Raw genomic sequence first — 22,804 nt, forward strand, 5'->3', positions numbered from 1 at the left:
CCTTGATTAATCGTAATTGGTAAAGCGGCTGGGCGGAGTCACCGCCTCACGCAAATATTGATAGCGCGGCACATTCTGCTTGAGGCTGGAGGTGGGATCGGCACCAAAACTCAGGCGCGAGAAGCCCACGAACTCCATCTGGAACAGCAGACGCAGATTCGACTGGATGACCGAGCTTTGCAGGCGTTCCAGCACCACACGGCCAATCCAGCAGCAACCGTCGTATTCCAGGCCGACCACGGTATCCACCAGCTTGTTGTCCTTGATGGAGTAGTTGAGGCGACCCACGGCATACCAGCGGCCACCGCCCTGGCCGCGACCGGCGCCCAGTTCCTTGCCCTTGTCGCCCCAGAGGTCGTTGATGGGCCATTGCCAGCCCACGTCCACCAGTTCGCTGGAGGGTTTCTTGGTGACCGTATCCAGCTGCGTGCGGTAACCGATGTTGAAGGTGCGATAGTTGCCCGGGCTGTAACGCGCCGTGGCCGTGGTACGCACCGTGCGATTCAAGTCCTTGTTGTACTGGGTCGTGCCTTCCAGCGACCACTTGTCGGTCCAGTTGAAAGCCGCACCCAGCAGGATATCGGACAGCTTGCTGGTAGCAGCCACCTCACCGGGCAGCAGCACGCGCTGATCGGACAGGCGAACGCGCTGGGCCACGGCGAGCTTGAGCTTTTCCGCACCGCTTTCGGGGTCGATGAAGCGTGAGGTCGCGCCCAGCGTCATCAGATGGTTGTCGGCAATGCGGTCCTGACCGACATAGTCGTTCTCGGAAAAAATACTCGCGAAGTTGAAATCGCTGCGACCCGTATCGTAGAGCGGCAGCATGCTCTGATCGCGATAGGGCGTATAGGTATAGAAGGCTCGGGGTTCGAAGGTCTGCAACAGATTCTTGCCGAACCAGGAGGTGTCGCGCTCGAAGATCAGGCCGCTGTCCAGGCTGAAGGTGGGCAGAGTGCGGTTGGCGCTCTTGCTGCCGTTGCTCATCAGCTGATCGGCCTGATACATGGAGGTATGCAACATCAGCTTGGGCGTGATGAAGGCGCCGGGAGACAGAAATGGCCGGCTCAGTTGCGCCTGCACATAGCTACGCTGGCCATTGTTGCCGACCTGACCCGTGATGGGGCGAATCAGCTCGAAGCGTGTGGTGTCGGCCACCACGGAGAAATCCAGCCCATGCGGCAGGTCCAGCGGCGTATAGCGGTACTGCAGCTGCGGCACCACACTGTAGGGCGGCGCAATCGGCGAAGTCACATCCTGCTGCACCTGATAGCGCAGCACATTGAGGCTCAGCACCCCATCGCCCTTGGCCCAGCTCAGATTGGCCGTGCTGGGCAGCAGGCGCTGGCGCAGCGCCACGGGAGCCAGGCGGAAGTCGCGCCAGTAATCACCGTCGCTGACGCGGTTCAGATTGAGGCTCAGCCCCAGACCGCCAATCGGCGTGCTGAAGTTCGTACGATGCTGCCAGGAGTAGCCCCAGCGATCGCGGTTGCGCAGATTGTCGCCCGGCATGTAGCTGGCATAGGTCTCGCCCGAGTAGCTGGGCTCCAGATAGCGGAACTGTCCCGTCAGGTTCACACCGCGCTTGGTCATCAGCGAGGGCGTGATGGTCATATCGCGATTGGGTGCGATATTCCAGTAATAAGGCTGCGAGTACTCGATGCCGCCAAGCTTGTCCATGCCTATCATGGGCGGCAGCAGGCCCGATTTGCGCTTGTCCGAGAGCGGAAAGCTCATGCGCGGCACGGGCAGAACGGTCACACCCTTGAACTGCAATCTGGCGCCTTCGGCCACGCCCACCTCTTCATCCATGTCCAGATGAATGGTCCTGGCCTTAAGCACCCAGCTCGGCTCCCAGCTGGCCTCGTCATCGCGCTGACAAGTGGTGTAGGTGGCGTCATGGACGACCGAACGATCCTTGTCGATGAAATCCACTCGCGAGGACTCGCCATGGCCGCCCGTGGCCAGAAAGCGATAGTTGGCATTGTCGAACTGGCCCTTGAAGGCATCCATCTGCAGGTCCAGCGCTGTTCCCTCATAGACATTGCCGGCCTGGTTGATGTGGACCGAGCCCACGGCGTTGATCCTGTCGTCCGGCACCGCATAGTCGAGCTTGTCCGCTCGGATCATGGTGTCGCCGCGGCGCAACTCGGCATCGCCATGGACCGAGGCCTTGATATCGGGCTGACCGGACAGGCTGTCACCTTTGATATAGCTGGGCTGCTGGTCGCGCACTTCCTGAGGATAGCTCTCCTGTAACAGGCTGCTGGACTTGAGTTCCAGGGCTGGCAACTCGCCCGCAACGTTGGCGGAGGACGACGCTGTCGTTTCGGCCGACTGGGCATAGGCCTGCATGCCAGCACCCGCCCATGCCAGTGCCACAGCCCATGCCAGAGGACGAATCACCGGCCGAGCAGCTCCCGCACGCGTCGAACGGGCAGGGCAGGCAGGTAGGAAATCTCGCGGATGGGATGGGGATTGCACGATGATCTTGAACGTCAAAAGCGCGCGTGCCCTGGCACACGTCAACATAAAACCGAGAGCCTAGCACCACTGTCCACAGATGCGGCGGCATCGGTTTGTAAAATCCGATTATCCATGACCGCTCCTATCACCCCCACAGTTGGCGTTGCCTGGGCAGATTCTGCCCGCCACGCCGCATTCGACGCCTGGCTGGCACCGCTGGCTCAAAAGCACCAGTTGCTTCCCGCAACCCTGCGCCCCGCTTCGGCCGATGCGAGCTTTCGCCGCTATCTGCGCCTGGATCGCAGCGATGGAAGCAGCCTGATCGTCATGGACGCGCCGCCAGACAAGGAAGATTGCGCGCCTTTTGCCAAGGTTCAGGGCCTGATGAACCAGGCCGGCCTGTGCGTGCCGCAGATCCTGGACTGGGATGCCGTTCATGGCTTCATGCTGCTCAGCGACCTGGGCGGCCAGACCGTCATCGAGGCTCTGAACCCCGAAAAACCCCAGGATGCCGAAGCCTGGTACCGCTCGGCCATCGAGGTGCTGCTGGACTGGCAACTGGCCTCCAAGGCCGGCAATACCGGCAGCTTGCCTCTCTATGACGAGGCCCTGCTGCGCCGCGAGCTGCAGCTGTTTCCCGACTGGTACATCGCCAAGCACCGCCAGTTCACGCTGGACGACAAGCAGCAGGCCCTGCTCGGCAAGACCTTCGATCAGATCGTCGCCCACAATCTGCAGGCTCCCAGCGTCTATGTGCACCGTGACTTCATGATGCGCAACCTGATGCAGCCTGTGGCAAGCGGCGCGCCGCTGGGCGTGCTGGACTTCCAGGATGCCGTCTACGGCCCCATCACCTATGACATCGCCAGCCTGCTGCGAGATGCCTTCATCAGCTGGGAAGAGGACTTCATCATCGACATCACCATCCGTTACTGGGAAAAGGCCCGCAAGGCCGGCCTGTTGGGCGCCAACAGCACCAGCGGCTGGGGTGATGACTTCGGCGAGTTCTACCGTGGGGTTGAATGGATGGGTCTGCAGCGCCACCTCAAGGTTGCGGGTATCTTTGCGCGCCTGACGCTGCGCGACGGCAAGCCCAAGTATCTGGCCGATGCGCCTCGTTTCATCCACTACATCCGATCCACCTGCAACCGCTACCGCGCGCTGGGCCCGTTCCTTAAATTGATCGACGAGATCGAGGGTATCCAGACGCAGGTCGGTTACGCCTACGGGCGGATGTGAACACCCCCCCTGAGCCGCTTTGCGGCTTCCCCCCTCTCTGCTTCGCGGAGGGGGACGACACCAGTGCTGCGGGGCGGCCCTTGCGCGGTGTCCCTAGGTTAGAGGGTGCCAGTTTTACAGGCTGCGAAGCAGCTCTAACCGCAAGTAACAAATATCAATTTCCCCTATGCCGCGCTATCACTGCCCTATTCCACTGTACATCGGCAACGAGCTGGACCTGCCTGCAGGTGCCGCCCGCCATGTGCAGGTGCTGCGCCACCAGCCCGGCGATGTCATCACCCTGTTTGAGGGCCAGACCGGCAACGGTTTTACCGGCGGCGAGTTCCAGGCGACCATCACCCACATGGGCCGCAGCGATGTGGGCGTGCGCGTGGACAGCCACAGCCCCGCCGAGCGCGAAGCCGCACGTGCCGTGCACCTGGTCGTCGGCATGCCCGCCAACGAGCGCATGGACTGGCTGGTGGAAAAAGCCACCGAGCTGGGTGTCGCCAGCATCCAGCCCGTGATGGCGGCGCGCAGCGTGCTCAAGCTCAAGGGCGACCGCGCCGACAAAAAGATCGAGCGCTGGCAGTCGATTGCCGTCTCGGCCTGCGAGCAATGCGGTCGCAACCAGGTACCCGTGATTCACGCTCCCCTGCCGCTGGCCGACTGGCTGCGCAGCAAGGATGCCCCTGCCACCGATGCGACGCGTCTGGTGCTGTCGCTGCGCGAAGGCAATCAACCGCTGCGTACTGCCGCCGGCGATGCTCAGGCAGTATGGGTGCTGCATGGCCCCGAAGGGGGCCTGACCGCCCAGGAAGAAGACTGGGCACTGGAGCAGGGCTGGAAGCCTGCCAGCCTCGGCTCCCGCGTGCTGCGCGCTGAAACGGCATCTGTTGCCGCCCTGTCCCTGCTGGCCCTGGAGTAAATCAATGAGCAGCTGTCATCTCTCTCTGGCCAAGCCCGAGTTTTATCTGCAGAACTTTCGCGTTGAGGCTCCCGAGCCCAGGCCCGAAAGCATCATCACCCCGCGCCGCCTCGGCTGCATCATCATCAACGCTGCCACAGAGTCCTCTGCAACGCTCTTGGGACGTACGTTTACAGCTCCTGAAGAAGGAGCACCCGCACTGCCGGTGGAACGGCTGCTGGTGCCGGCCAGCTTCGGTCTGGTGCCGCACTGGGTCAAATCGGCCTCGGACGGCCGCCTGCGCGCGCTCAAGCTGGTGAATGCAAAAATCGACAATCTGACCACGGGAACGGCCTTTCGCGATGCCTGGCTGGCAGGCCAGCGCTGCATCGTGCCGCTGCAGGCCTTTCAGGTCGACGACCTGCGCCCCGGCAAGCCCCTGCCGACCCGTATCACCCGCGTGGACAACCAGCCCATGGGCGCCGCCGGCGTCTGGGCGCGCTGGGTGGGCGAGGACGGCGAGGTCATCGTCAGCTACGCCCTCATCACCATCAATGCCAATGCCCATGCGCTGATGAACCGCTACGGCCAGCCCGGCAACGACAAGGCCATGCCGGCCATCCTTAACGAAGGCGCATACGACGCCTGGCTCAATGCCAAGGTGAACAAGGCCAAGGAGTTTCTGCGCCCCTACCCTGCGGAAAAACTGCGTGCCAACCCCGTGGAAAAAGGCCGCAAGCAGCCGCCACAGCAGTGGTAATCAGGGGGCTGGAAACTGCTGTTCCAGCCACTGCTCAAGCCGCGCAAAAACCGGCGCGGCAAGTTCGGGGCTCTCGTTGAAGATCTCGTGATAGGCCTCCTCAAAGCACTGGGACTGCACCAGATCGCGTGGCGCCTGGGCGGCAAAGGCGGCGCTGCCGGCCGGGTTGACCAGCTTGTCCTCGCCCGCCCATAGCAGCAGCGTGGGCACGCACCAGGCCGTGGCCTTGGACAGCACATGGCGGCCACCCTCGGCCATATAGCGCGCCAGCCGGGCGCTGATGCGCCGGTGTTGCAGTGCATCGGCGTCATAGGCCAGAGCCACATCCGGATCATGCGAGAGATGCGCGGACTGCACGCCATTGGCCACGCGCAGATTGGGCAGCAGCCTGGGCAGGCTCGCCACCAGCGCCTTCTGCACACCCGACAGATGCAGGGCCAGCGCCGGCGAGGACAGCACCAGCCCATCCACATGACGCAGGCCGGACGCGACAAAATCCGCAGCTACCAGTCCACCCAGGCTGTGCCCCAACAGCACCAGGGGCTGATGCCTGGGCATGGCAGCACGCGTGGCATCGAGCACCACGGCCAGATCGTCGAGCAAGCGCATATCGCTGGTCAGGCCGCCCTGCGGCCCGCCCGACAAGCCGTGGCCATACTGGTCATAGGCCCGCACCGCAAAGCCGAGCTCGTTGAGCCGCTGCGCCAGCGCGGCATAGCAGCCGCTGTGCTCGCCCAGGCCATGCACCAGCAGCACCTGGGCACGGGGCTTGACGCCCGGCGCCAGCGGCCAGTCGCGCAGCGCAAGCTGGGTGGCGTCCGATGCGGCCATATGCAGCAGCCGGGGCGTCGTCTGGGTACGGGTATCGGTAGGCGTCATGCACGGTCTCTTCAGCTGGCAAGAGCTTGCAGGATGCAGCCGCCCCCCGCCCGCGTCAACCGTGGCAATCCTCGGCCCGCCCCTGGGAATTCAACACTATCGCCACCAAAAGGATAGCTTCCGGCGCTTTCTGGAAAAGCGTCGGCAGCTATTTTCAATGCCGCGATCAGGCCTGATCCGCCTCCGTCTGATGGCGGGCCATGGCGGCAATCACCTCAGCCACCGACGCCGTGAGCTTCTTGGCATAGGGTACATGGAGGAACTCGTTGGGACCGTGGGCATTGCTCTTGGGTCCGAGCACGCCGCAGACCATCATCTGCGCCTTGGGAAAGCCCTTGCTCAGCATATTCATCAGCGGAATCGTGCCACCCTGGCCGATATAGCCGCAGCCGGCGCCGAAATGGGCCTGGCTGGCGGCATTGAGCGCATGCTCGAACCAGCCGTCCATGCCCGGCGCATTCCAGCCGCTGGAGCTGGAAAGGCCTTCCCAGGTCACCTTGGCCTCATAGGGCGCGTTGTCCTCCAGCAGGGCTTTCATCTCCTGCACGCAGGCTGCGGCATCGACCAGCGGCGGCAGGCGCAGGCTGAGCTTGAAGGCCGTGTAGGGGCGCAGCACATTGCCGGCATTTTGCAGATTGGGCATGCCCTCCACACCCGTCACGCTCAGCGTGGGCTCCCAGGTGCGACGCACCAGGGCCTGGACGGGATCGGTGGTCGTGGGCAGGGACACACGGGCCGAGCCGCCGCAGTCGTAATGCGCCCAGGGAAAGCGCGCATAGGCGTCCTCGCCGAGGATCTCCGCCGTGGCGCGGATCTGCGCCATGCGCTCGTCTGGCACCTCGCAGTGAAAGCTCTGCGGCAGCACGCGGCCGTTCTTGCTGTCCTCGAGACGGTCCAGCACCTGTCGCATGATGCGAAAGGACGAGGGCACCACGCCCGAGGCATCGCCCGAGTGCACGCCCTCGGTGAGGATCTGCACCTTGAGCGTGCCGCTGGCCATGCCGCGCAGGCTGGTGGTCAGCCACAGCTGGTCGTAGTTGCCGGCGCCGCTGTCCAGACAGATCACCAGGCCCACATCACCCAGGCGCGGGCGCAAGGCATCCACATAGGGCAGCAGATCGGCCGAGCCGCTTTCCTCGCAGGTCTCGATGATGGCCACGATGCGGGGGTGAGGCACGTTCTGGCGCTTGAGCTCCTGAATCGCCGCCACGCTGGCATAGACCGCATAGCCGTCGTCGGCGCCGCCACGGCCATAGAGCTTGCCGTCCTCGTACTTGGGCGTCCAGGGACCCAGATCGCTGCGCCAGCCTTCGAACTCGGGCTGCTTGTCGAGGTGGCCGTACATCAGCACCGTGGGGCTGGTCGAGGCCTTCTCGGCCGTACCTTCCACCTCAAAGAAGATGACCGGCGTGCGACCCGGCTGCTGAATCACTTCCAGCGTCAGCCCGGCCACCTTCTGCGCTTCCACCCAGGCCGCAGCATTGCGCAGCACGGTGGCGATATGGCCTTGCTGCTCCCAGTCGGGGGCAAACATGGGCGACTTGGCAGGGATGGTGATGTAGTTCGTCAGCTCGGGGACAATGCTTTGGTCCCACTGCTCGGTGATGTGCTGCAGCGCGTCCTGTGGCTGCAGCAGATTGGTGGGAGTACGTGCGTTCATGGTCGGCTCCTTCAGTGACGGGGCTACGAGCCATGACGGGCCCGCGCCATGCCCGTGATTGTGCGCCAATGCCGGTGCCTGCGCCGCAGGCATTAACATGGCGATCAGGGTTTAGCGCAATGCCAGCGCCCCCCGCTCCAATTGGAAGCGGGAAACCTCCGTCAGCAGGCTTTCTGCCTGTTGGCGCAGCCCCTCGGCAGCGGCTGCGCTTTCCTCCACCAGGGCAGCGTTTTGCTGCGTGGCCTGGTCCATCTGCATGACAGCCTCGCCGACCTGGGCCACGCCTGCGCTCTGCTCGCTACTCGCTGCGCTGATCTCGCCCATGATGTCCGTCACGCGGTGAATGGCACTGACGATCTGGTCCATGGTGTGACCTGCCTGGTCGGCCAGCGCACTGCCGTCTGCCACGCGTTCCACGCTGGCAGTGATCAACGTCTTGATTTCCTTGGCCGCATCGGCGCTGCGCCCCGCCAGGGCGCGCACCTCGCTGGCCACCACGGCAAATCCTCGGCCCTGTTCACCAGCGCGTGCAGCCTCCACAGCCGCGTTCAGTGCCAGGATATTGGTCTGGAAGGCGATGGCGTCTATGACGCCGATGATGTCGGCAATGCGCGAGCTGCTGATGTTGATGTCCTGCATGGTCTGCACAACGCGCGCTACTGCGGCACCGCCCTGCCGGGCCACTTGCGAGGCGTTCTGCGCCAGCCGATTGGCCGTCTGGGCGCTATCGGCGTTCTGGCGCACGGTGGCGTTGAGCTGCTCCATGCTGGCCGCCGTTTCCTCCAGCGCGCTGGCCTGGCTTTCGGTACGTGCAGACAGATCGGCATTGCCCTGAGCAATCTCGCTGGAGGCATGTTGCATCTGCACCGATGCGCCATGCACGCGCTGGACCAGTTCGCGCAGCGCGCCGCGCATGGTTTGCAGATCGGACATCAGCCCCCCGGCCATGCTGCCCGAGCCCCCATCGGTCAGATCGCCATCGGCCACGCGGCGCAGCGCCTTGCGCGCATCGGCCGGGTCTCCGCCCAACTCGCTGCGCAGCGTGCGCACCATCACCCAGAGCAGCGTGGCCGAGATGACCACGGCCAGCAGGGCCAGCAGACCCGACCACAGCTGCATGCGCTGGGCGCTGGCACGGGTGGCTGCATGCGATGCTTCGGCTGCATCGCGGGCCGCCTTGAGCTGTTGCAGCACGGCTTCGCGCAGCTTGCGCCAGGCCGGGGTTTCCCGAGTCTTGAGCGCGGCCGCGGCGGTGTCATAGTCCTCGGCCGCCAGAGTCACGATCTGGTCCTGCGCTTCGGACTGGGCCTGGCGCAAGGCCTGCAGGCTCTTGACGGCGACTTCCATGGCCGTTCCCTGCACGCGCCGGCTCAGATCGTCATAGGCGGCGTCATAGGCCCGACGGGCATTGCCCAGGTTCTGCACGGCCTGCCCGTCCGACGGATCCATCACGATATTGCGCAGTGCCTGGCCCGATTGCAGACCCTGGGCATACAGCTCCTGCAACTGAGCCACCACGGCTTGGTTGTTCCTCAGGTAGTCGTTGAAATCGGACTGTGTGCGGGTCAGCCCCCACTGGCTGCTAAGCAGCGCCAAAACAAACAAGGCTGCAGGTGCAGCCGAGCAAAAAATGAGACGGGAACTAAAACGCATGGCAAGGCGCGCACCAGCCGAAGCGTCGGCGCATTGATTCAGATCAAAAAAATAAGCAGTTGATTATGAATCAAATGCTTACATTTTTGCATCGCGGTAGCAGCAGTACCGCTTTGTCGCAGGAGTGCTGCCCTCTCAGATTTAAGAGCTTCCGGCTCGTGTCAGACAATGAATTCGATGTGAATCAATACCCGATTCATTGCCAATGAATCGTAATTAGCTACTGTTTCAAGAGCAGCAATCAGGCATGCTCGAAGTGGAACACCGCCGTTGTCGCCAACAGATTGGGCAGGCTCCTCACCACCTGACCGTTTTGCAGACCGAAGGAGTCGCGAATGCGCAAGCGGTTCTTGGTGGCCAGCACCTCGAAGTCCTTGTAGGTGCCCACCCGGATATTCGGCGTGTCATACCACTGGTAAGGCAGGCGACGCGTGACCGGCATGCGCCCGCGCAGCACGGAGAAGCGATTTTGCCAATGTGCAAAGTTGGGAAAGGCAACCACGCCTTGCTTGCCGATGCGGGCCGTCTCCTGCAGCATCACCTCGGCATTGCGCAAATGCTGCAGCGTATCGATCTGCAGCACCACATCGAAGCTGTTGTCGCCGAAGATGGCCAGGCCGTCCTCCAGGTTGAGCTGCAGCACGTTCACGCCACGGCGCGTGCAGGCCAGCACATTGGCGTCGTCCAGTTCCACGCCATAGCCCGTACATCCGCGCTCTCGCACCAGATGCTCGAGCAGCGCGCCGTCGCCACAACCCAGGTCCAGCACGCGTGCGCCCTCGGGCACCAACTGGGCAATGGCTTTCATGGTGGTCAACTCGGTCATGCGGCTTCTCCTGCGCGTTCGGCGGTGTTCAGTTCTTTGGCAATGCCTTCAAAATAGGAGCGCATCACGCCCATATAGCGTGGGTCATCAAGCAAAAACGCATCATGACCATGGGGGGCGTCGATCTCGGCATAGCTGACGTCGCGGTTGTTCTCCAGCAGCGACTTGACGATCTCTCGGCTGCGCGCCGGTGCGAAGCGCCAGTCCGTCGTGAAGCTCACGAGCAGAAACCGGGCCTTGGCCACGGCCAGCGCCCGGGTCAGATCGCCGTCATGAGCGCGCGCCGGATCGAAATAGTCCAGTGCGCGCGTGATGAGCAGATAGGTGTTGGCGTCAAAGTAGCCGCTGAACTTCTCGCCCTGGTAGCGCAGATAGCTCTCGATCTGGAACTCCACATCCTGGGTGCTGTACAGGTAATCGCGCCGCTCCGGCGCCGGGCCGCCCCGAGTCGGGTCGCCCCCCTCGGCGAGGAGCGCGGGGGCCCTGAGACTGCGGCCGAACTTCTGGTTCATCACGTCATCGCTCAGATAGGTGATGTGGCCTATCATGCGCGCGATGCGCAGGCCGCGCGCGGGCACCACGCCATGCTCATAGAAATGGCCGCCGTTGAAATCCGGGTCGGTGACGATGGCGCGACGCGCCACCTCGTTGAAGGCAATGTTCTCGGCGTTGAGATTCGGCGCGCTGGCCACCACCACGGCATGGCGCATGCGCTCGGGATAGCGCAGCGACCAGGACAGGGCCTGCATGCCGCCCAGGCTGCCGCCCAGCACGGCGGCGAGCTTCCCGACCCCCAGGCGGTCCAGCAGACGCGCCTGCGCATCCACCCAGTCCTCCACCGTCACCACGGGGAAATCCGCACCATAGGGCTTGCCCGTGGCCGAGTTGGTGTGCATGGGGCCGGTAGAGCCGAAGCAGGAGCCCAGATTGTTGATGCCGATGACAAAGAACTTGTCGGTATCGACGGGCTTGCCCGGACCGATCATGTTGTCCCACCAGCCCTCGCTCTTGGGCTGGCCCTCGTAACTGCCTGCTACATGGTGGGAGGCATTGAGCGCATGACAGACCACGATGGCATTGCTCTTGTCGGCATTGAGCTGGCCATAGGTCTCGAAGGCAAGATCGTAGTCGGCGATGGAGCCACCGCTCTGCAAGGGCAGCGGCTCATCAAAATGCATGAACTGAGGTGTCGCGATGAAGGACATATGAAAAAACCCGGCATCGCTAAAAACGAGGCCGGGTCGGTGTGCTGTCACTTCGCGGACGGGTCTTTAGCTGGATTTATAAAGCGCCCGCAAGCTTTGGCAAATCGGCGCGTGAAAAGTGCAGTGTACTGCATTCATTGCACCGAACTCAAAAGCAGACTGTCAAAGCTGTCCAAGCCTTTTGAGCCTTGTGCAAATAGCTATGCTTTCGGTAGTTTCACACTTTGGTCAGGAGCGCCGCCACACCCAGCACCAGGAAGATCACGGCGCACACACGGTGAATCGTCTTGATCGGCAGCTTCTTGGTGATCTTCTCGCCAAACCACACCACCGGTGCATTGGCCAGCATCATGCCCAGCGTGGTGCCAGCCACCACCCAGTAATACGACAGAGGGTACTTGGCGGCCAGGCCCACCGTGGCCAGTTGGGTCTTGTCCCCCATCTCGGCCAGGAAGAACAGCATCAGCGTCGTACCGAAGACACCCCAACGCCCGGCGCCATTGCCGGTATCGTCATCATCTAACTTGTCGGGAATCAGCATCCAGCCCGCCATGAGGATGAATGAACCCCCCAAGATCCAGCGCAGCACGTCGGGACCTAGCATCGTGGTGATCCAGTTGCCCACGGCGCCGGCCAGAGCATGGTTGACCAGCGTCGCGGCAAAAATGCCGGCCACGATGGGCAGTGGTTTGCGGAACTTGGCTGCCAGTACCAATGACAGCAGTTGGGTCTTGTCCCCCATTTCGGCCAGGGCGACGATGGAGGTGGATATGAGAAAGGCTTCCATGATGGGGATAGACGGCCGGAGTTGCCAGAACGCATTGACCACGCACCGACTCCGGCCTATCTCTTCATAGGTTTTCTCGGTACGTAATCAATGGTCTCGACCGGTCGCACCACGCATTGCACGCGGTACCGCATGCGCCATAGGTCACGAGGACCCAAGTCTGTTGACGCATGCATCCGGCAGACGGCTGCCGAACGGCCTACTCCCCAAAGAAAGTAGCCGTCATTCTACATGCTTAACCCTGTAAGACATCTGCGTATTTGGATATTCAAAATTTTGTATTTCAGGGTAACTCCCATCAGGACAATGTTGTTACAAGCACGAAATTTGATCTTTTCGTAATACTACGGCTTCTCTTGTGACTCATAATGCTTGAGTCTTTGTCTGGAAAGCAATTTCTGGATGGGGCAAGTGCGTTAGCGTCTCTAATGTTGTCATCCAAGGCTGACTCCCTAGGGCTCCATCGCGTTTTCAAGTTTTTTCAGGAGTCCAGCATGGGCAACAAGCTTTACGTAGGCAATCTGCCTTATTCCTTCCGCGACCAAGATCTGCAAGACAGCTTCAGCGAATTCGGCACTGTGAACAGCGCCAAGGTGATGATGGAGCGCGACACCGGCCGCTCCAAGGGCTTTGGCTTTGTGGAAATGGGCAGCGATGCCGAAGCACAAGCCGCTATCCAAGGCCTGCACGGCCAAAACCGTGGCGGCCGTGATCTGGTCGTGAACGAAGCACGCCCCATGGAGCCTCGTCCTCCCCGCTCCGGCGGCTTCGGCGGCGGCTTCGGCGGCGGTCGTGAAGGTGGTTTTGGCGGTGGCCGTGGTGACGGCGGCTTCGGCGGTGGCCGTGGCGACGGAGGCTACGGCCGTCGCAATAGCTACTAATCAGTTATTGCCAATAACAAAAAAAGGATCTTCGGATCCTTTTTTTGTTGCTAAACGTTAGCAATGCGGTTTTCGAGCATTTATTTTTTTCATTGTTCTCCGTCATAATTCCTTTCTCGGGCATTTCCCGTTCACAAGCGAATAGGTGTTCAGGATTTTTTGCATGTTTTCCCATGGATATGCAGTGGACGTCCTGAATTCGATCGCGCCATTGAAGCATTGAGGAGCTAGGAGTTATTAATGGGCAATAAGCTGTATGTCGGCAACCTTCCTTATGGTGTGCGTGACAACGATCTTGAGCAGGCGTTCAGCCAGTTTGGAGCCGTAGCAAGTGCACGCGTCATGATGGAACGAGACACCGGCCGCTCCAAAGGCTTTGGTTTTGTGGAAATGGCCAGCGAAGCAGAAGCACAAGCCGCCATTCAAGGCATGAATGGTCAGCCCCTCGGGGGTCGCAGCCTCGTCGTGAATGAGGCACGCCCTATGGAACCCCGCCCCCCTCGCTCCGGCGGTTATGGAGGCGGCTTCCGCAGTGAAGGCGGTTTTGGCGGCGGTAATCGCGATGGCGGTTACGGTGGCCGCAGTGAAGGTGGTGGCTATGGTCGCGGTGATGGCGGTGGCTATGGCGGTGGTGGTCGCGGCGAAGGCGGCTTCCGCAGCCCCTATGGCTCAGGCCCACGCCACGGTGGTCGCGGCGGCTACGGTGGTGGCAATAACCACGGCGAATGAGCTTCTTTTAACAGCTCAGCAATAAAGGCACGATAGCGTGCCTTTATTTATTTTTGAAGACATTCAAATGCATAGTCATTTCCCAATGTCTTCCACTCAATCCTTTTTTAGATGCCTGGGCTTTCTGGTTTTCCCCAGAGTCAATCTATCCCAAAGATAAGCGGGCAGCACCCGCATTACGCCGCCGACAATCCTCATCTGCCAGGGAATAATCGCATATCTGGCTTTGCGCTCTATAACCCGAAAGGCACGCCTTGCGAACTCCTCGGGCGAGAGCAGAAAAGGCATGGAATACGGATTATTTTTCGTCAACGGAGTGTCCACATAGCCAGGCAATAAACTGGTCACAGAGACCCCGGATTTCTGCAACTCAACACGCAGACTCTCACAGTAAGCAATGGCTGCCGCTTTACTGGCCGAATATGCGGCATGGCCGGGCAGGCCGCGAATACCAGCCACACTGCAAATACCCACCAGACGCCCGGAGCCGCGTCGCACCATGGGTGCAATAAACGGCTGGAAGCTTGCAGCCAGCCCCATGGTGTTGCTGGCCAGCACCTGCTGCATGACCTCAAGATCCTCGCGCAAGGAGGTATCCACACCCCAGCTGACACCCGCGTTGGCAATAACAACATCAGGCAGGCCCTGGCGCTCAAGACAGGCATTCGCAGCACTGCAAGCACTTGCTATGTTCGTGACGTCCGCACCATAAACGGCGTAGCGGGATGCATCCATTCGCATGGACTGCGCCCATTGCTCCATGAGCACGGTGCGTCTTGCCACCAGTGCGATCGACCAGCCACGCTGATAGTAGTACCAGGCCAGGGCCTGCCCAATGCCGCTGGAGGCACCGGTGATATAGACGAGTCCGGCCCCATGCCCTGCCATGATTTACGGCTTCTGGCTGGGCTGGATGACGCCCTTGACCCGCCCCTGCATCTGCAGAATCTGATCAAGGTGCGCGTACTGCATGCTGTCACCGGTAAATCTGTCGTTGCCACGGGTCATGACCACAGCTTTGTTGGTGCTGACGCGCTCGTCATTGGGCCAGATTTGCAGGAACTCGCTCTCCAGCCGCATGGCAGGCAAGGCCTTCTGGGTTGCAGTTGCAGGCACCGGCTCGCGCTGAATGACGGCCTGGCCGAACATCTGGATTTCCGAGCCGTCGCCATTGCTCAATGCCCGGTTGGAGCTGCCCACGGTCTTGCGTCCATCAGGCGTGAAGCTCAGCATGCGTGCGTCGTAGACTTCCAGCGTATCGGTATCGGGAAAGTGCTCACCTGTCGTGCCATTCAGTCGATTTTTGAGGCGACCCGATGCTTCGAAATTCTTGATGACGAAGTCTTTGAGGAAATAGTCCGGGTCGTGCCGCACGGCCTTCTCCGCGCCACTGACAATCGGCTTGGGAGCATTGCGCACCAGCCACCAGGTGCCCAGCGCCAGCAGGCCCATGATGAGCACGGGGAGGTACATCGAGGCCTTGTCGCCCACACGGCGCCATTGCCCGCTCATGAGCCATACCCCGAAAGCAGCGCCGCATAAGCACCATTGGCGGCCAGCAGCAGATCGCAGAACTGCCGCACCGCCCCCTCTCCGCCATTCTTGGCACTGACCCAATCCGCCACATGCGATGCCTCGTCATGGGCATTGGCGGGTGCGCAGGAAAAGTGGCTGCGACGCATGACGGGAAGATCGGGCCAGTCGTCCCCCATGGCGGCGGCCTGCGGCCATTGCAGACCCAGTTCAGCCAGGATGGACTCGGCAGCCGGCACTTTGTCCTCCGTGCCAAAGCGCGCATGTTCAATGCCCAGTTGCTTCAAGCGCAAACGCAGCGGCGCGGAGTCCCGCCCCGTCACCACGGCCGGCGTGATGCCGGCCTTCTGCAACATTTTCAGGCCATGACCATCCAGCGTATGGAAGCGCTTGAGGACCTCACCCTCGCCCGAGAAGTAAAGGCCGCCATCGGTCAGCACGCCATCCACATCAAAGAAGGCCACACGAATTCCCTGGGCCTTGAGCAGCAACTGTGGGTCCCATTGCTGGCGGGGTGTCAGAGCAGGTCGGTTCATCAAATCACCTTGGCACGCATCAGATCGCGAATATGCACCACACCCTGCAGGCGCTGGTTGTCATCGGCCACCAGCACTGCGGTAATGCCATGCTCTTCCATCATGCGTGCCGCAGCCACCGCCAGCAGATCGGGCTTGATCGTCAGAGGCCTGGCATGCATGACGTCCTGCGCCGTGCGGCTGCGCAGATCCACGCCAGCTTCCACACAGCGGCGCAAATCACCATCGGTAAAGATCCCCACCAGCTCACCGGATGCGTTGACCACGGCGGAGCAGCCCAGGCCCTTGGCACTCATTTCGCGCATCAGGTCCACGCTGCTCACATCCTGGGCAACCTGGGGCACATCGACACCACGGCGCATCACATCGCGCACATGGGTCAGCAGGCGTCGCCCCAATGCTCCTCCGGGGTGTGAGCGCGCAAAATCCTCGGCACCAAAGCCCCGGGCATCGAGCAAGGCCACGGCCAGCGCATCTCCCATGGCCAGCTGAGCCGTGGTGCTGGCAGTGGGTGCCAGGTTCAAGGGACAAGCTTCCTTGTCGACATGGGTGTCCAGCACCCAGTCTGCATGCTTGGCCAGTGTCGATTGCAGACCGCCGGTCACGGCCACCAGGGGCACGCCCATGCGCTTGATGGCAGGCAACACGCCCGTCAGCTCATCGGTCTCGCCGCTATTGGACAGGGCCAGCACCAGATCATCCTGTGTCAGCATGCCCAGGTCGCCATGACTGGCTTCTGCGGGGTGCACGAAAAAGGAGGGAGTCCCTGTGGACGCGAGCGTCGCGGCCACCTTCCGGCCCACATGCCCGCTTTTGCCCATGCCCATGACCACCACACGGCCCGGCAGCTGCAGAATGCGCTGAACCACCGCCGTGAATGCGCCATTGAGGCGCACCGACATCGCACGCAAGGCAGCGGCCTCTATATCCAGGGCCTCGCGGGCCAGGTTCAAAGCTCGCGGTGCGTCGATCAGACGCGAATTGGCAGCATCAGAATTCATGCCCGGATTTTAGCCAGCCCATGCTTGCCGGGCAGCGGGCAACACCCCTTTGGCCCGCATTTCAAGCCCGAGCCCATACACTGGCGAGCATTCAAGAACTCAGGCGGACACATGCAAACTTCCACCAGCGTCAACGACTATCTGCGTGACCATATCCGCACCGTGCCGGACTGGCCTGCGCCGGGCGTGCAATTCCGTGACATCACGCCCCTGCTGCAGGACCCCAAGGTCTTTCGCATCATGACCGACGCCTTTGTTCACCGTTACATGGACCCCAAGCTGCGCCCCGACGTGGTTGCCGGCCTGGATGCACGCGGATTTATTCTGGGTGCCGTGATCGCCCACGAGCTCAACGTCGGCTTTGTGCCCATCCGCAAAAAAGGCAAACTGCCCTTCACCACGGTGGAGGAAACCTATGAGCTCGAATACGGTAGCGCTACCGTGGAGCTGCACACCGATGCCGTCAAGTCCGGCGACCGTGTGTTGCTGATCGACGATTTGATCGCCACCGGCGGCACCATGATGGCCGGCAAGAAGCTGCTGGAAAAGCTGGGGGCGACCGTGGTGGAAGGCGCAGCGATTGTGGATCTGCCGGAACTGGGCGGCTCCAAGCACCTCAAGGACAGCGGCCTGCCCCTGTTCACTCTGGTTGACTTTGCCGGGCACTGAGCAGCCCCGCACCAGCCCAGGATCAGCGCAGCTCTCCGTACTGCGTCGTGCCCAGAGAGCCCAGTCCGGAGACGGCAAATTCGCCGCCTTCCTCATGGCCAGAGCCAGGACCCAGCAATGGCGCCTGGCGTGATGGGCGAACACTCGCAGGCGATGCAGCAGCCATGGCCACCGCCTGCTTGAACGCATCCATTTCCTGCGCGTCAATGGGCTCGAAAGAGCGGCCTGAATGTGCCGCAACCGGAGCATGGCGTGGCGCCTTCATCGGGGGTACGGCCCCGTCAAACTGCGTCTGCGCAAAATCAGGGCTAGCAGCGCTTTGAAGCTGCCCGTTCACGCGCCAGTAAACAGCGTGAACCCCAGCATCCATGCGGGTTCTGGCGAGCTCGGCAATCAATGTCTCGATACGCCTTTGCTGCGGAGCATCCGCAGCGTATGCAGGAGCCAGATCCACCATCACGACAAAGCGCTGGCCGACGCTGTCCAGCGAGAGCACCTTGAACTTGTAGCCGGCCGAAAGAATGCCGACCCTGACCATGGCTTCGCGCACGATGACGTACAGCTGCTCGCGTCTGGCGGAGCGCTCACGGCGCTGCGACTGACGCGCTACTGCATCATCCTCGTGGCGCGGTGCTTGCGTGCTACCTTCTCGGCGAGGCCCGCGAGAAAACCATCGGAACAGGGACATGAGCACACTCGAACAAGCAGGATTTACAACGAGACACATTCTGCCTCCGGGTCTGGAGCAGCTCGTGACATTTACCGAAATATTAGCCTTTGTCCGACGTGGATCAAGCGCCCAGCCCGGTCGAAACACAAAAAATCTTCACTCAGGTGCTGGCCACCCGGCGACGACTGTCCCCTGCGCGGCGGGCCAGTACCTGACCTGCCATGGTCAGCAGCGCCAGGGCCAGAGCAGGCTGACGGTTGGCAATTTCGGAATAACGCAGCGCTGTCAGACACCATAGACGGCTGGGCGCTGCGGCCTGCACCGTGGCCTTGCGTGGTCTATGGGCGAAGAAGGCTCCTTCCCCCACAATCGCCCCCGGCCCCACCAAAGCCAGGCGGATTCTTTCCTTCGCATCCTGGTAATGCACGCTCAGCGAGCCGTACTCCACCAGATACAGATTGCGATCCAGCGCCCCTTCGGCAAACAACACCTCGCTGGCCGCCAGATTGATCGGCTGCAGATACGGCGCCAACAGCTCCCATTGAGCGGCACTGAGCACGTTTTGAGCGGTATCGGTGGCAACCGAGGTCGTCATCGCCTGGATCAGCGCCGACAAATCCTGAGGTGTTGAAGCGAACATAAGCAGTGGATGGAACGCGAACGCCGCATGCCATCCGGTGGACAAATCCGGATACGCATCCCGGCCGCTCAGGGTAAAAGAAATTCATAGCGCGCCATGGCTCACCATCAACGCAGGCTGAATGCTAAGCGACTCTGACAGTCCCGCCAATCACTTGCGGTGCGGAGTTGCTTTTACTTCCCCAGAGTGTCTGCATCTTCATTCGCGTCAAAGCAAAAAAGGATCGATGATTCGATCCTTTTTTGATAGCTTACATCGCTCTTCCCAGTTGGGTTAGCGCCATTTCTCAAGGAAATCAGCCATGGGCGCGCTTTTCCAGAATCTCGAAGGCGGGCAGCTTCTTGCCCTCCAGAACTTCCAGGAAGGCACCGCCGCCGGTGGAGATGTAGCCCACGTCCTTTTCAATGCCGTACTTGGCAATGGCGGCCAGGGTGTCGCCACCGCCGGCAATGCTGAAGGCGGGTGACTCGGCAATCGCCTGGGCGATGACCTTGGTGCCATTGGCAAACTGGTCGAACTCGAACACGCCCACGGGGCCGTTCCAGACAATGGTGCCGGCCTTTTTGAGCTGCTCGGCCAACAGGGCTGCGGTTTCCGGGCCGATGTCCAGAATCATGTCGTCGTCGGCCACTTCGGAGGCCTTCTTGACGGTGGCCACAGCGTCGGCAGCAAAGGTCTTGGCGGTGACCACATCGGTGGGCACGGGCACATTGGCACCACGGGCAGCCATGGCGTCGATCACGGCCTTGGCATCGGCCACCAGATCGGGCTCGGCCAGGCTCTTGCCGATCTTCAGACCGGCAGCCAGCATGAAGGTGTTGGCAATGCCGCCGCCCACGATGAGCTGGTCCACCTTGTCGGCCAGGCTCTTGAGGATGGTCAGCTTGGTGGACACCTTGGAGCCGGCGACGATGGCGGCCAGGGGGCGCGCAGGCGCGGCCAGGGCCTTGTTCAGCGCGTCGATCTCGGCCGACAGCAGCGGGCCGGCACAGGCAATGGGGGCGTATTCGGCGATGCCGTAGGTCGTGCCTTCGGCACGGTGAGCGGTGCCGAAGGCATCGTTCACAAAGATGTCGCAGAGCTTGGCCAGCTTCTGGGCCAGCTCGGGCTTGTTCTTCTTCTCGCCCACGTTGACACGGCAGTTCTCCAGCAGCACGACCTGGCCGGGGGCAATCTGCACGCCGTCCACCCAGTTGGCGACCAGGGGCACATCGCGGCCCAGCAGCTCGGACAGGCGCTTGGCCACGGGAGCCAGCGAGTCCTCGGGCTTGAATTCACCTTCGGTGGGGCGGCCCAGGTGGCTGGTGACCATCACGGCAGCGCCGGCCTTCAAAGCCATTTCAATCGCAGGCACGGAAGCGCGCACACGCGTGTCTTCGGTGATTTCACCAGCGTCGTTCAGGGGTACGTTCAGGTCGGCACGGATGAAAACACGTTGACCCTGGGCCTTGCCCTGGGCGCACAGATCGGAGAAGCGGATGATGTTCATGCAGCAAAAAAGCGACTCCGAAAGTCGCCCATACAAAGGTTGAAAAACGCAAAATCTGCCTGCATTCTAGGGTGATCGCCACTTTCAGGCATCGCTTTTACACGCTTACTCGACTCAAAAACAGGAGCATCCTGCGCTCTCTGTAACTTGGTTTCAAGCCTTTTTATAGACAGCCCATATGAAAACAGGAGCACGCAGCTCCTGTTTTCTCTGGTCTTGGAGCTACCAGCCCAGACCGATATGCAGAGGCAGATAAATCGCCATGCCCAGAGCAATGGTGCCAAGAATGCTGCGCTTGTAAAAAAAATACACCACCGAAGCGGCCAGCGCAGGCAGTCGAGCATCAGCCAGACTGTTGATCAGCTGACCATTGCTCATCACGATCTCGGGCGCAATCACCGCCGCCAGGGCCGCCAGCGGTGCGTATTTGAGCCCGCGCTTGAGCCAGTCGGGCAGCGGCAGTTCACGCTCGGGGATCATGAAGAAAGCACGCGTGATCAGCGTGATGAGGGCCAGACCGATGCAGGCAACGATGACCCAGAAACTGCTCATCATGACCGGTCCTCCTCATTCTTCACCGCAGGCAGCCGGCTGGCCTGCTTTTGCAGTTGCTCGGCCGTCAGGCCTGCAGCCACCGCAGCTGCGATCGCCACCAGGATATTGAGCTTGAGCGGCAGCGCAAAAGCCGCCACAGCTGCCGTACAGGCCACGATGGAGGCCACCCAGGTTGCACGGTCCTTGAGAATGGACAGCAACACGCCCAACAACGCCAGCACGCCGGCAAAGCCCAGCCCCCAGGACAGAGGAATCTGGTCGGCCAGGAAAATGCCCAGCGTGGACGGGATCTGCCAGGCCAGCCAGTTGGTCAGTGCTGCGCCCCAGAAATAGGGCAGTTGCTCAGGCTGCGGCCTGGCCTCTGGGTAGCGACGCATGAAGTTCACGAAAATCACATCGCCGCTGAAATAGGCGACCGCCAGACGGTGACGCAGACTCAGCTTGGCGAAATAGCTGCGCCACATGCTGGACAGAATCACAAAACGCAGGTTCACGCAAATGGCGGTGAACCAGACCACCCACAGCGGAGCCCCCACGGCCATCAGCGGCAGCACGGCCAGCTGGGCACTGCCCGCATAGACAGTCAAACCCATGAGCAGCGCCAGGGGAACGGACAGACCGCTTTTGACCATGGCCACGCCGGTTACCAGGCCCCAGGCGGCGATGCCCAGGGCGGTGCCGCCCATCTCTTTGGAGCCGACCCAGAAGAACGGATCCCTGACTATCGATTTCGCACGCTGACCCAGCGTGAACGCCATATCCGTCATACCTCGCCAGCACCCTCGCCCAGTTGCGCGCCTGCGGGCAGCTCGAAACCGCGCAGAAAATCGCCAGCGGCCAGACGCTTGCCACCCGCGCGCTGCAACAGCGTCATATTGAGCACGCCACTGCCACAGGCCACGCGCACGCCGCGGGCGTCGGCCGACAGCACGGAGCCGGGCGCGCCGCTGCCTTGCTGGGCCTCTGCTTCCCAGACCTTGATGGCCTCGCCGCCCAGGCTGGTGGCGCCACCGGGGAAGGGGTTGAAGGCACGCAGGCGGCGCGCAATGACTTCGGCGCTTTCGCTCCAGTCGATCAGGCTCTCGGCCTTCTCGATCTTGTGTGCATAGCTCACTCCATCGGCAGGCTGTGGCGTGCGACTGAGACCTCCGCAGGCCGCCATTTCCAGCGCTTCCACGATCAGGCGGCCGCCCAACGCGGCCAGCTTGTCCTGCAGGCTGGCCGTGGTGTCGCCTGCGGCTATCGGCAGGCGCTCGATCACACACATATCGCCGGTATCCAGGCCGGCATCCATCTGCATGATGGTGACGCCGGTTTCGGCGTCACCGGCCTCGATGGCGCGATGAATCGGCGCTGCACCGCGCCAGCGCGGCAGCAGGCTGGCATGGATGTTCAGGCAGCCCAGGCGAGGCGTATCAAGCACCCATTGCGGCAGGATCAGGCCATAGGCCGCAACCACCATCACATCGGCCTGAGCGGCATCGATCGCGGCCTTGGCGGCAGCGGCGTCTTCGGGATATTTGCCGTCCAGACGCAGACTCAGCGGCTGAGCCACTGCAATGCCATGCTCCAGGGCGCACTGCTTGACGGGAGAGGCTTGGAGCTTCATGCCGCGCCCGGCCGGACGGTCCGGCTGGGTCAGCACCAGCGGAACTTCAAAACCTGCAGCCAGCAGACTCTCCAGGGCCACGCGCGCAAATTCGGGCGTGCCGGCAAAAATGACTTTCATGGGACTCACAAATT

Annotated in this window: 23 protein-coding genes; 6 read left to right on the forward strand and 17 right to left on the reverse strand. The window is 61.9% G+C overall.

The annotated features are described in order from the left end of the window. Window positions 1–6: 6 nt before the first annotated feature. Window positions 7–2,352: an LPS-assembly protein LptD gene (locus ACWGXF_RS04210; RefSeq protein WP_452101710.1), complete on the reverse strand. Its 2,346-nt coding sequence runs from the start codon at window positions 2,350–2,352 to the stop codon at window positions 7–9. 243 nt (window positions 2,353–2,595) lie between these two features. On the opposite strand from ACWGXF_RS04210, the gene ACWGXF_RS04215 reads away from it, so the two are divergent. From ACWGXF_RS04215 to ACWGXF_RS04225, 3 genes are all read left to right on the forward strand, one after another. Further along, window positions 2,596–3,702, forward strand: coding sequence for an aminoglycoside phosphotransferase family protein (locus ACWGXF_RS04215; protein ID WP_256629231.1), 1,107 nt, complete (start codon window positions 2,596–2,598; stop codon window positions 3,700–3,702). A gap of 166 nt (window positions 3,703–3,868) precedes the next feature. Continuing rightward, window positions 3,869–4,609: a 16S rRNA (uracil(1498)-N(3))-methyltransferase gene (locus ACWGXF_RS04220; RefSeq protein ID WP_256629233.1), complete on the forward strand. Its 741-nt coding sequence runs from the start codon at window positions 3,869–3,871 to the stop codon at window positions 4,607–4,609. 4 nt (window positions 4,610–4,613) lie between these two features. Further along, window positions 4,614–5,348, forward strand: a complete 735-nt coding sequence (locus ACWGXF_RS04225; protein WP_003066875.1) for an SOS response-associated peptidase — start codon at window positions 4,614–4,616, stop codon at window positions 5,346–5,348. Here ACWGXF_RS04225 and ACWGXF_RS04230 read toward each other — a convergent pair whose 3' ends face one another. From ACWGXF_RS04230 to ACWGXF_RS04255, 6 genes are all read right to left on the reverse strand, one after another. Next, complete coding sequence (locus ACWGXF_RS04230) at window positions 5,349–6,227, reverse strand: alpha/beta hydrolase (protein ID WP_256629235.1); 879 nt, start codon at window positions 6,225–6,227, stop codon at window positions 5,349–5,351. It abuts the gene before it with no gap. A 166-nt stretch (window positions 6,228–6,393) separates the two neighbouring features. Further along, complete coding sequence (locus ACWGXF_RS04235) at window positions 6,394–7,887, reverse strand: M20 family metallopeptidase (protein WP_452101697.1); 1,494 nt, start codon at window positions 7,885–7,887, stop codon at window positions 6,394–6,396. Between the two features lie 111 nt (window positions 7,888–7,998). After that, window positions 7,999–9,483, reverse strand: coding sequence for a methyl-accepting chemotaxis protein (locus ACWGXF_RS04240; protein ID WP_452101698.1), 1,485 nt, complete (start codon window positions 9,481–9,483; stop codon window positions 7,999–8,001). A gap of 298 nt (window positions 9,484–9,781) precedes the next feature. Beyond that, window positions 9,782–10,366, reverse strand: a complete 585-nt coding sequence (gene metW, locus ACWGXF_RS04245) for a methionine biosynthesis protein MetW (protein WP_003066861.1) — start codon at window positions 10,364–10,366, stop codon at window positions 9,782–9,784. Next, a complete protein-coding gene (metX, locus tag ACWGXF_RS04250) occupies window positions 10,363–11,571 on the reverse strand; it encodes a homoserine O-succinyltransferase MetX (protein ID WP_087865774.1) in 1,209 nt (402 codons plus the stop codon). Before metX ends, metW begins: the two co-directional genes overlap by 4 nt. A 217-nt stretch (window positions 11,572–11,788) precedes the next feature. After that, entirely contained in the window at window positions 11,789–12,358 is a 570-nt protein-coding gene (locus ACWGXF_RS04255) for a TMEM165/GDT1 family protein (RefSeq protein WP_034406527.1), read from the reverse strand. Between the two features lie 494 nt (window positions 12,359–12,852). Here ACWGXF_RS04255 and ACWGXF_RS04260 point away from each other — a divergent pair, with 494 nt between their 5' ends. Together ACWGXF_RS04260 and ACWGXF_RS04265 are read left to right on the forward strand one after the other, a co-directional pair. Next, window positions 12,853–13,239, forward strand: coding sequence for an RNA recognition motif domain-containing protein (locus ACWGXF_RS04260; protein ID WP_003066853.1), 387 nt, complete (start codon window positions 12,853–12,855; stop codon window positions 13,237–13,239). A 240-nt stretch (window positions 13,240–13,479) separates the two neighbouring features. Next, a complete protein-coding gene (locus ACWGXF_RS04265) occupies window positions 13,480–13,968 on the forward strand; it encodes an RNA recognition motif domain-containing protein (protein ID WP_003066850.1) in 489 nt (162 codons plus the stop codon). 96 nt (window positions 13,969–14,064) lie between these two features. On the opposite strand, the gene ACWGXF_RS04270 is transcribed toward ACWGXF_RS04265, so the two are convergent. From ACWGXF_RS04270 to ACWGXF_RS04285, 4 genes are read right to left on the reverse strand one after another with little or no spacing between them, the layout of a single operon-like run. Next, complete coding sequence (locus ACWGXF_RS04270; protein ID WP_003066849.1) at window positions 14,065–14,856, reverse strand: SDR family oxidoreductase; 792 nt, start codon at window positions 14,854–14,856, stop codon at window positions 14,065–14,067. Window positions 14,857–14,859: 3 nt separating this feature from the next. Beyond that, complete coding sequence (lptC, locus tag ACWGXF_RS04275; protein WP_256629246.1) at window positions 14,860–15,480, reverse strand: LPS export ABC transporter periplasmic protein LptC; 621 nt, start codon at window positions 15,478–15,480, stop codon at window positions 14,860–14,862. Further along, window positions 15,477–16,037, reverse strand: a complete 561-nt coding sequence (locus tag ACWGXF_RS04280; protein ID WP_034350998.1) for a KdsC family phosphatase — start codon at window positions 16,035–16,037, stop codon at window positions 15,477–15,479. The genes lptC and ACWGXF_RS04280 overlap by 4 nt, the downstream gene beginning before the upstream one ends. Continuing rightward, window positions 16,037–17,038, reverse strand: coding sequence for a KpsF/GutQ family sugar-phosphate isomerase (locus ACWGXF_RS04285; protein ID WP_003066843.1), 1,002 nt, complete (start codon window positions 17,036–17,038; stop codon window positions 16,037–16,039). Before ACWGXF_RS04285 ends, ACWGXF_RS04280 begins: the two co-directional genes overlap by 1 nt. A gap of 111 nt (window positions 17,039–17,149) precedes the next feature. On the opposite strand from ACWGXF_RS04285, the gene ACWGXF_RS04290 reads away from it, so the two are divergent. Further along, window positions 17,150–17,707, forward strand: a complete 558-nt coding sequence (locus ACWGXF_RS04290; protein ID WP_003066840.1) for an adenine phosphoribosyltransferase — start codon at window positions 17,150–17,152, stop codon at window positions 17,705–17,707. Window positions 17,708–17,729: 22 nt separating this feature from the next. On the opposite strand, the gene ACWGXF_RS04295 is transcribed toward ACWGXF_RS04290, so the two are convergent. The 6 genes from ACWGXF_RS04295 to fmt all read right to left on the reverse strand — a co-directional run bounded on the left by ACWGXF_RS04295 (window position 17,730) and on the right by fmt (window position 22,790). Continuing rightward, complete coding sequence (locus ACWGXF_RS04295) at window positions 17,730–18,395, reverse strand: hypothetical protein (protein WP_256629248.1); 666 nt, start codon at window positions 18,393–18,395, stop codon at window positions 17,730–17,732. Window positions 18,396–18,537: 142 nt separating this feature from the next. Further along, window positions 18,538–19,017 (reverse strand): Crp/Fnr family transcriptional regulator, encoded by a 480-nt coding sequence (locus ACWGXF_RS04300; RefSeq protein ID WP_012840329.1) that lies wholly within the window; start codon window positions 19,015–19,017, stop codon window positions 18,538–18,540. Window positions 19,018–19,312: 295 nt separating this feature from the next. Next, entirely contained in the window at window positions 19,313–20,506 is a 1,194-nt protein-coding gene (locus ACWGXF_RS04305; RefSeq protein ID WP_003066833.1) for a phosphoglycerate kinase, read from the reverse strand. A gap of 222 nt (window positions 20,507–20,728) precedes the next feature. After that, window positions 20,729–21,061: an AzlD domain-containing protein gene (locus tag ACWGXF_RS04310; RefSeq protein WP_003066830.1), complete on the reverse strand. Its 333-nt coding sequence runs from the start codon at window positions 21,059–21,061 to the stop codon at window positions 20,729–20,731. Then, window positions 21,058–21,828: an AzlC family ABC transporter permease gene (locus ACWGXF_RS04315; protein WP_452101699.1), complete on the reverse strand. Its 771-nt coding sequence runs from the start codon at window positions 21,826–21,828 to the stop codon at window positions 21,058–21,060. Before ACWGXF_RS04315 ends, ACWGXF_RS04310 begins: the two co-directional genes overlap by 4 nt. Beyond that, the gene (fmt, locus tag ACWGXF_RS04320) at window positions 21,825–22,790 is read right to left on the reverse strand and encodes a methionyl-tRNA formyltransferase (protein WP_012840332.1); all 966 of its coding nucleotides are present in this window, start codon (window positions 22,788–22,790) and stop codon (window positions 21,825–21,827) included. Before fmt ends, ACWGXF_RS04315 begins: the two co-directional genes overlap by 4 nt. Between the last annotated feature and the right edge of the window lie 14 nt (window positions 22,791–22,804).

The organism is Comamonas sp. HJ-2, assembly GCF_053615495.1.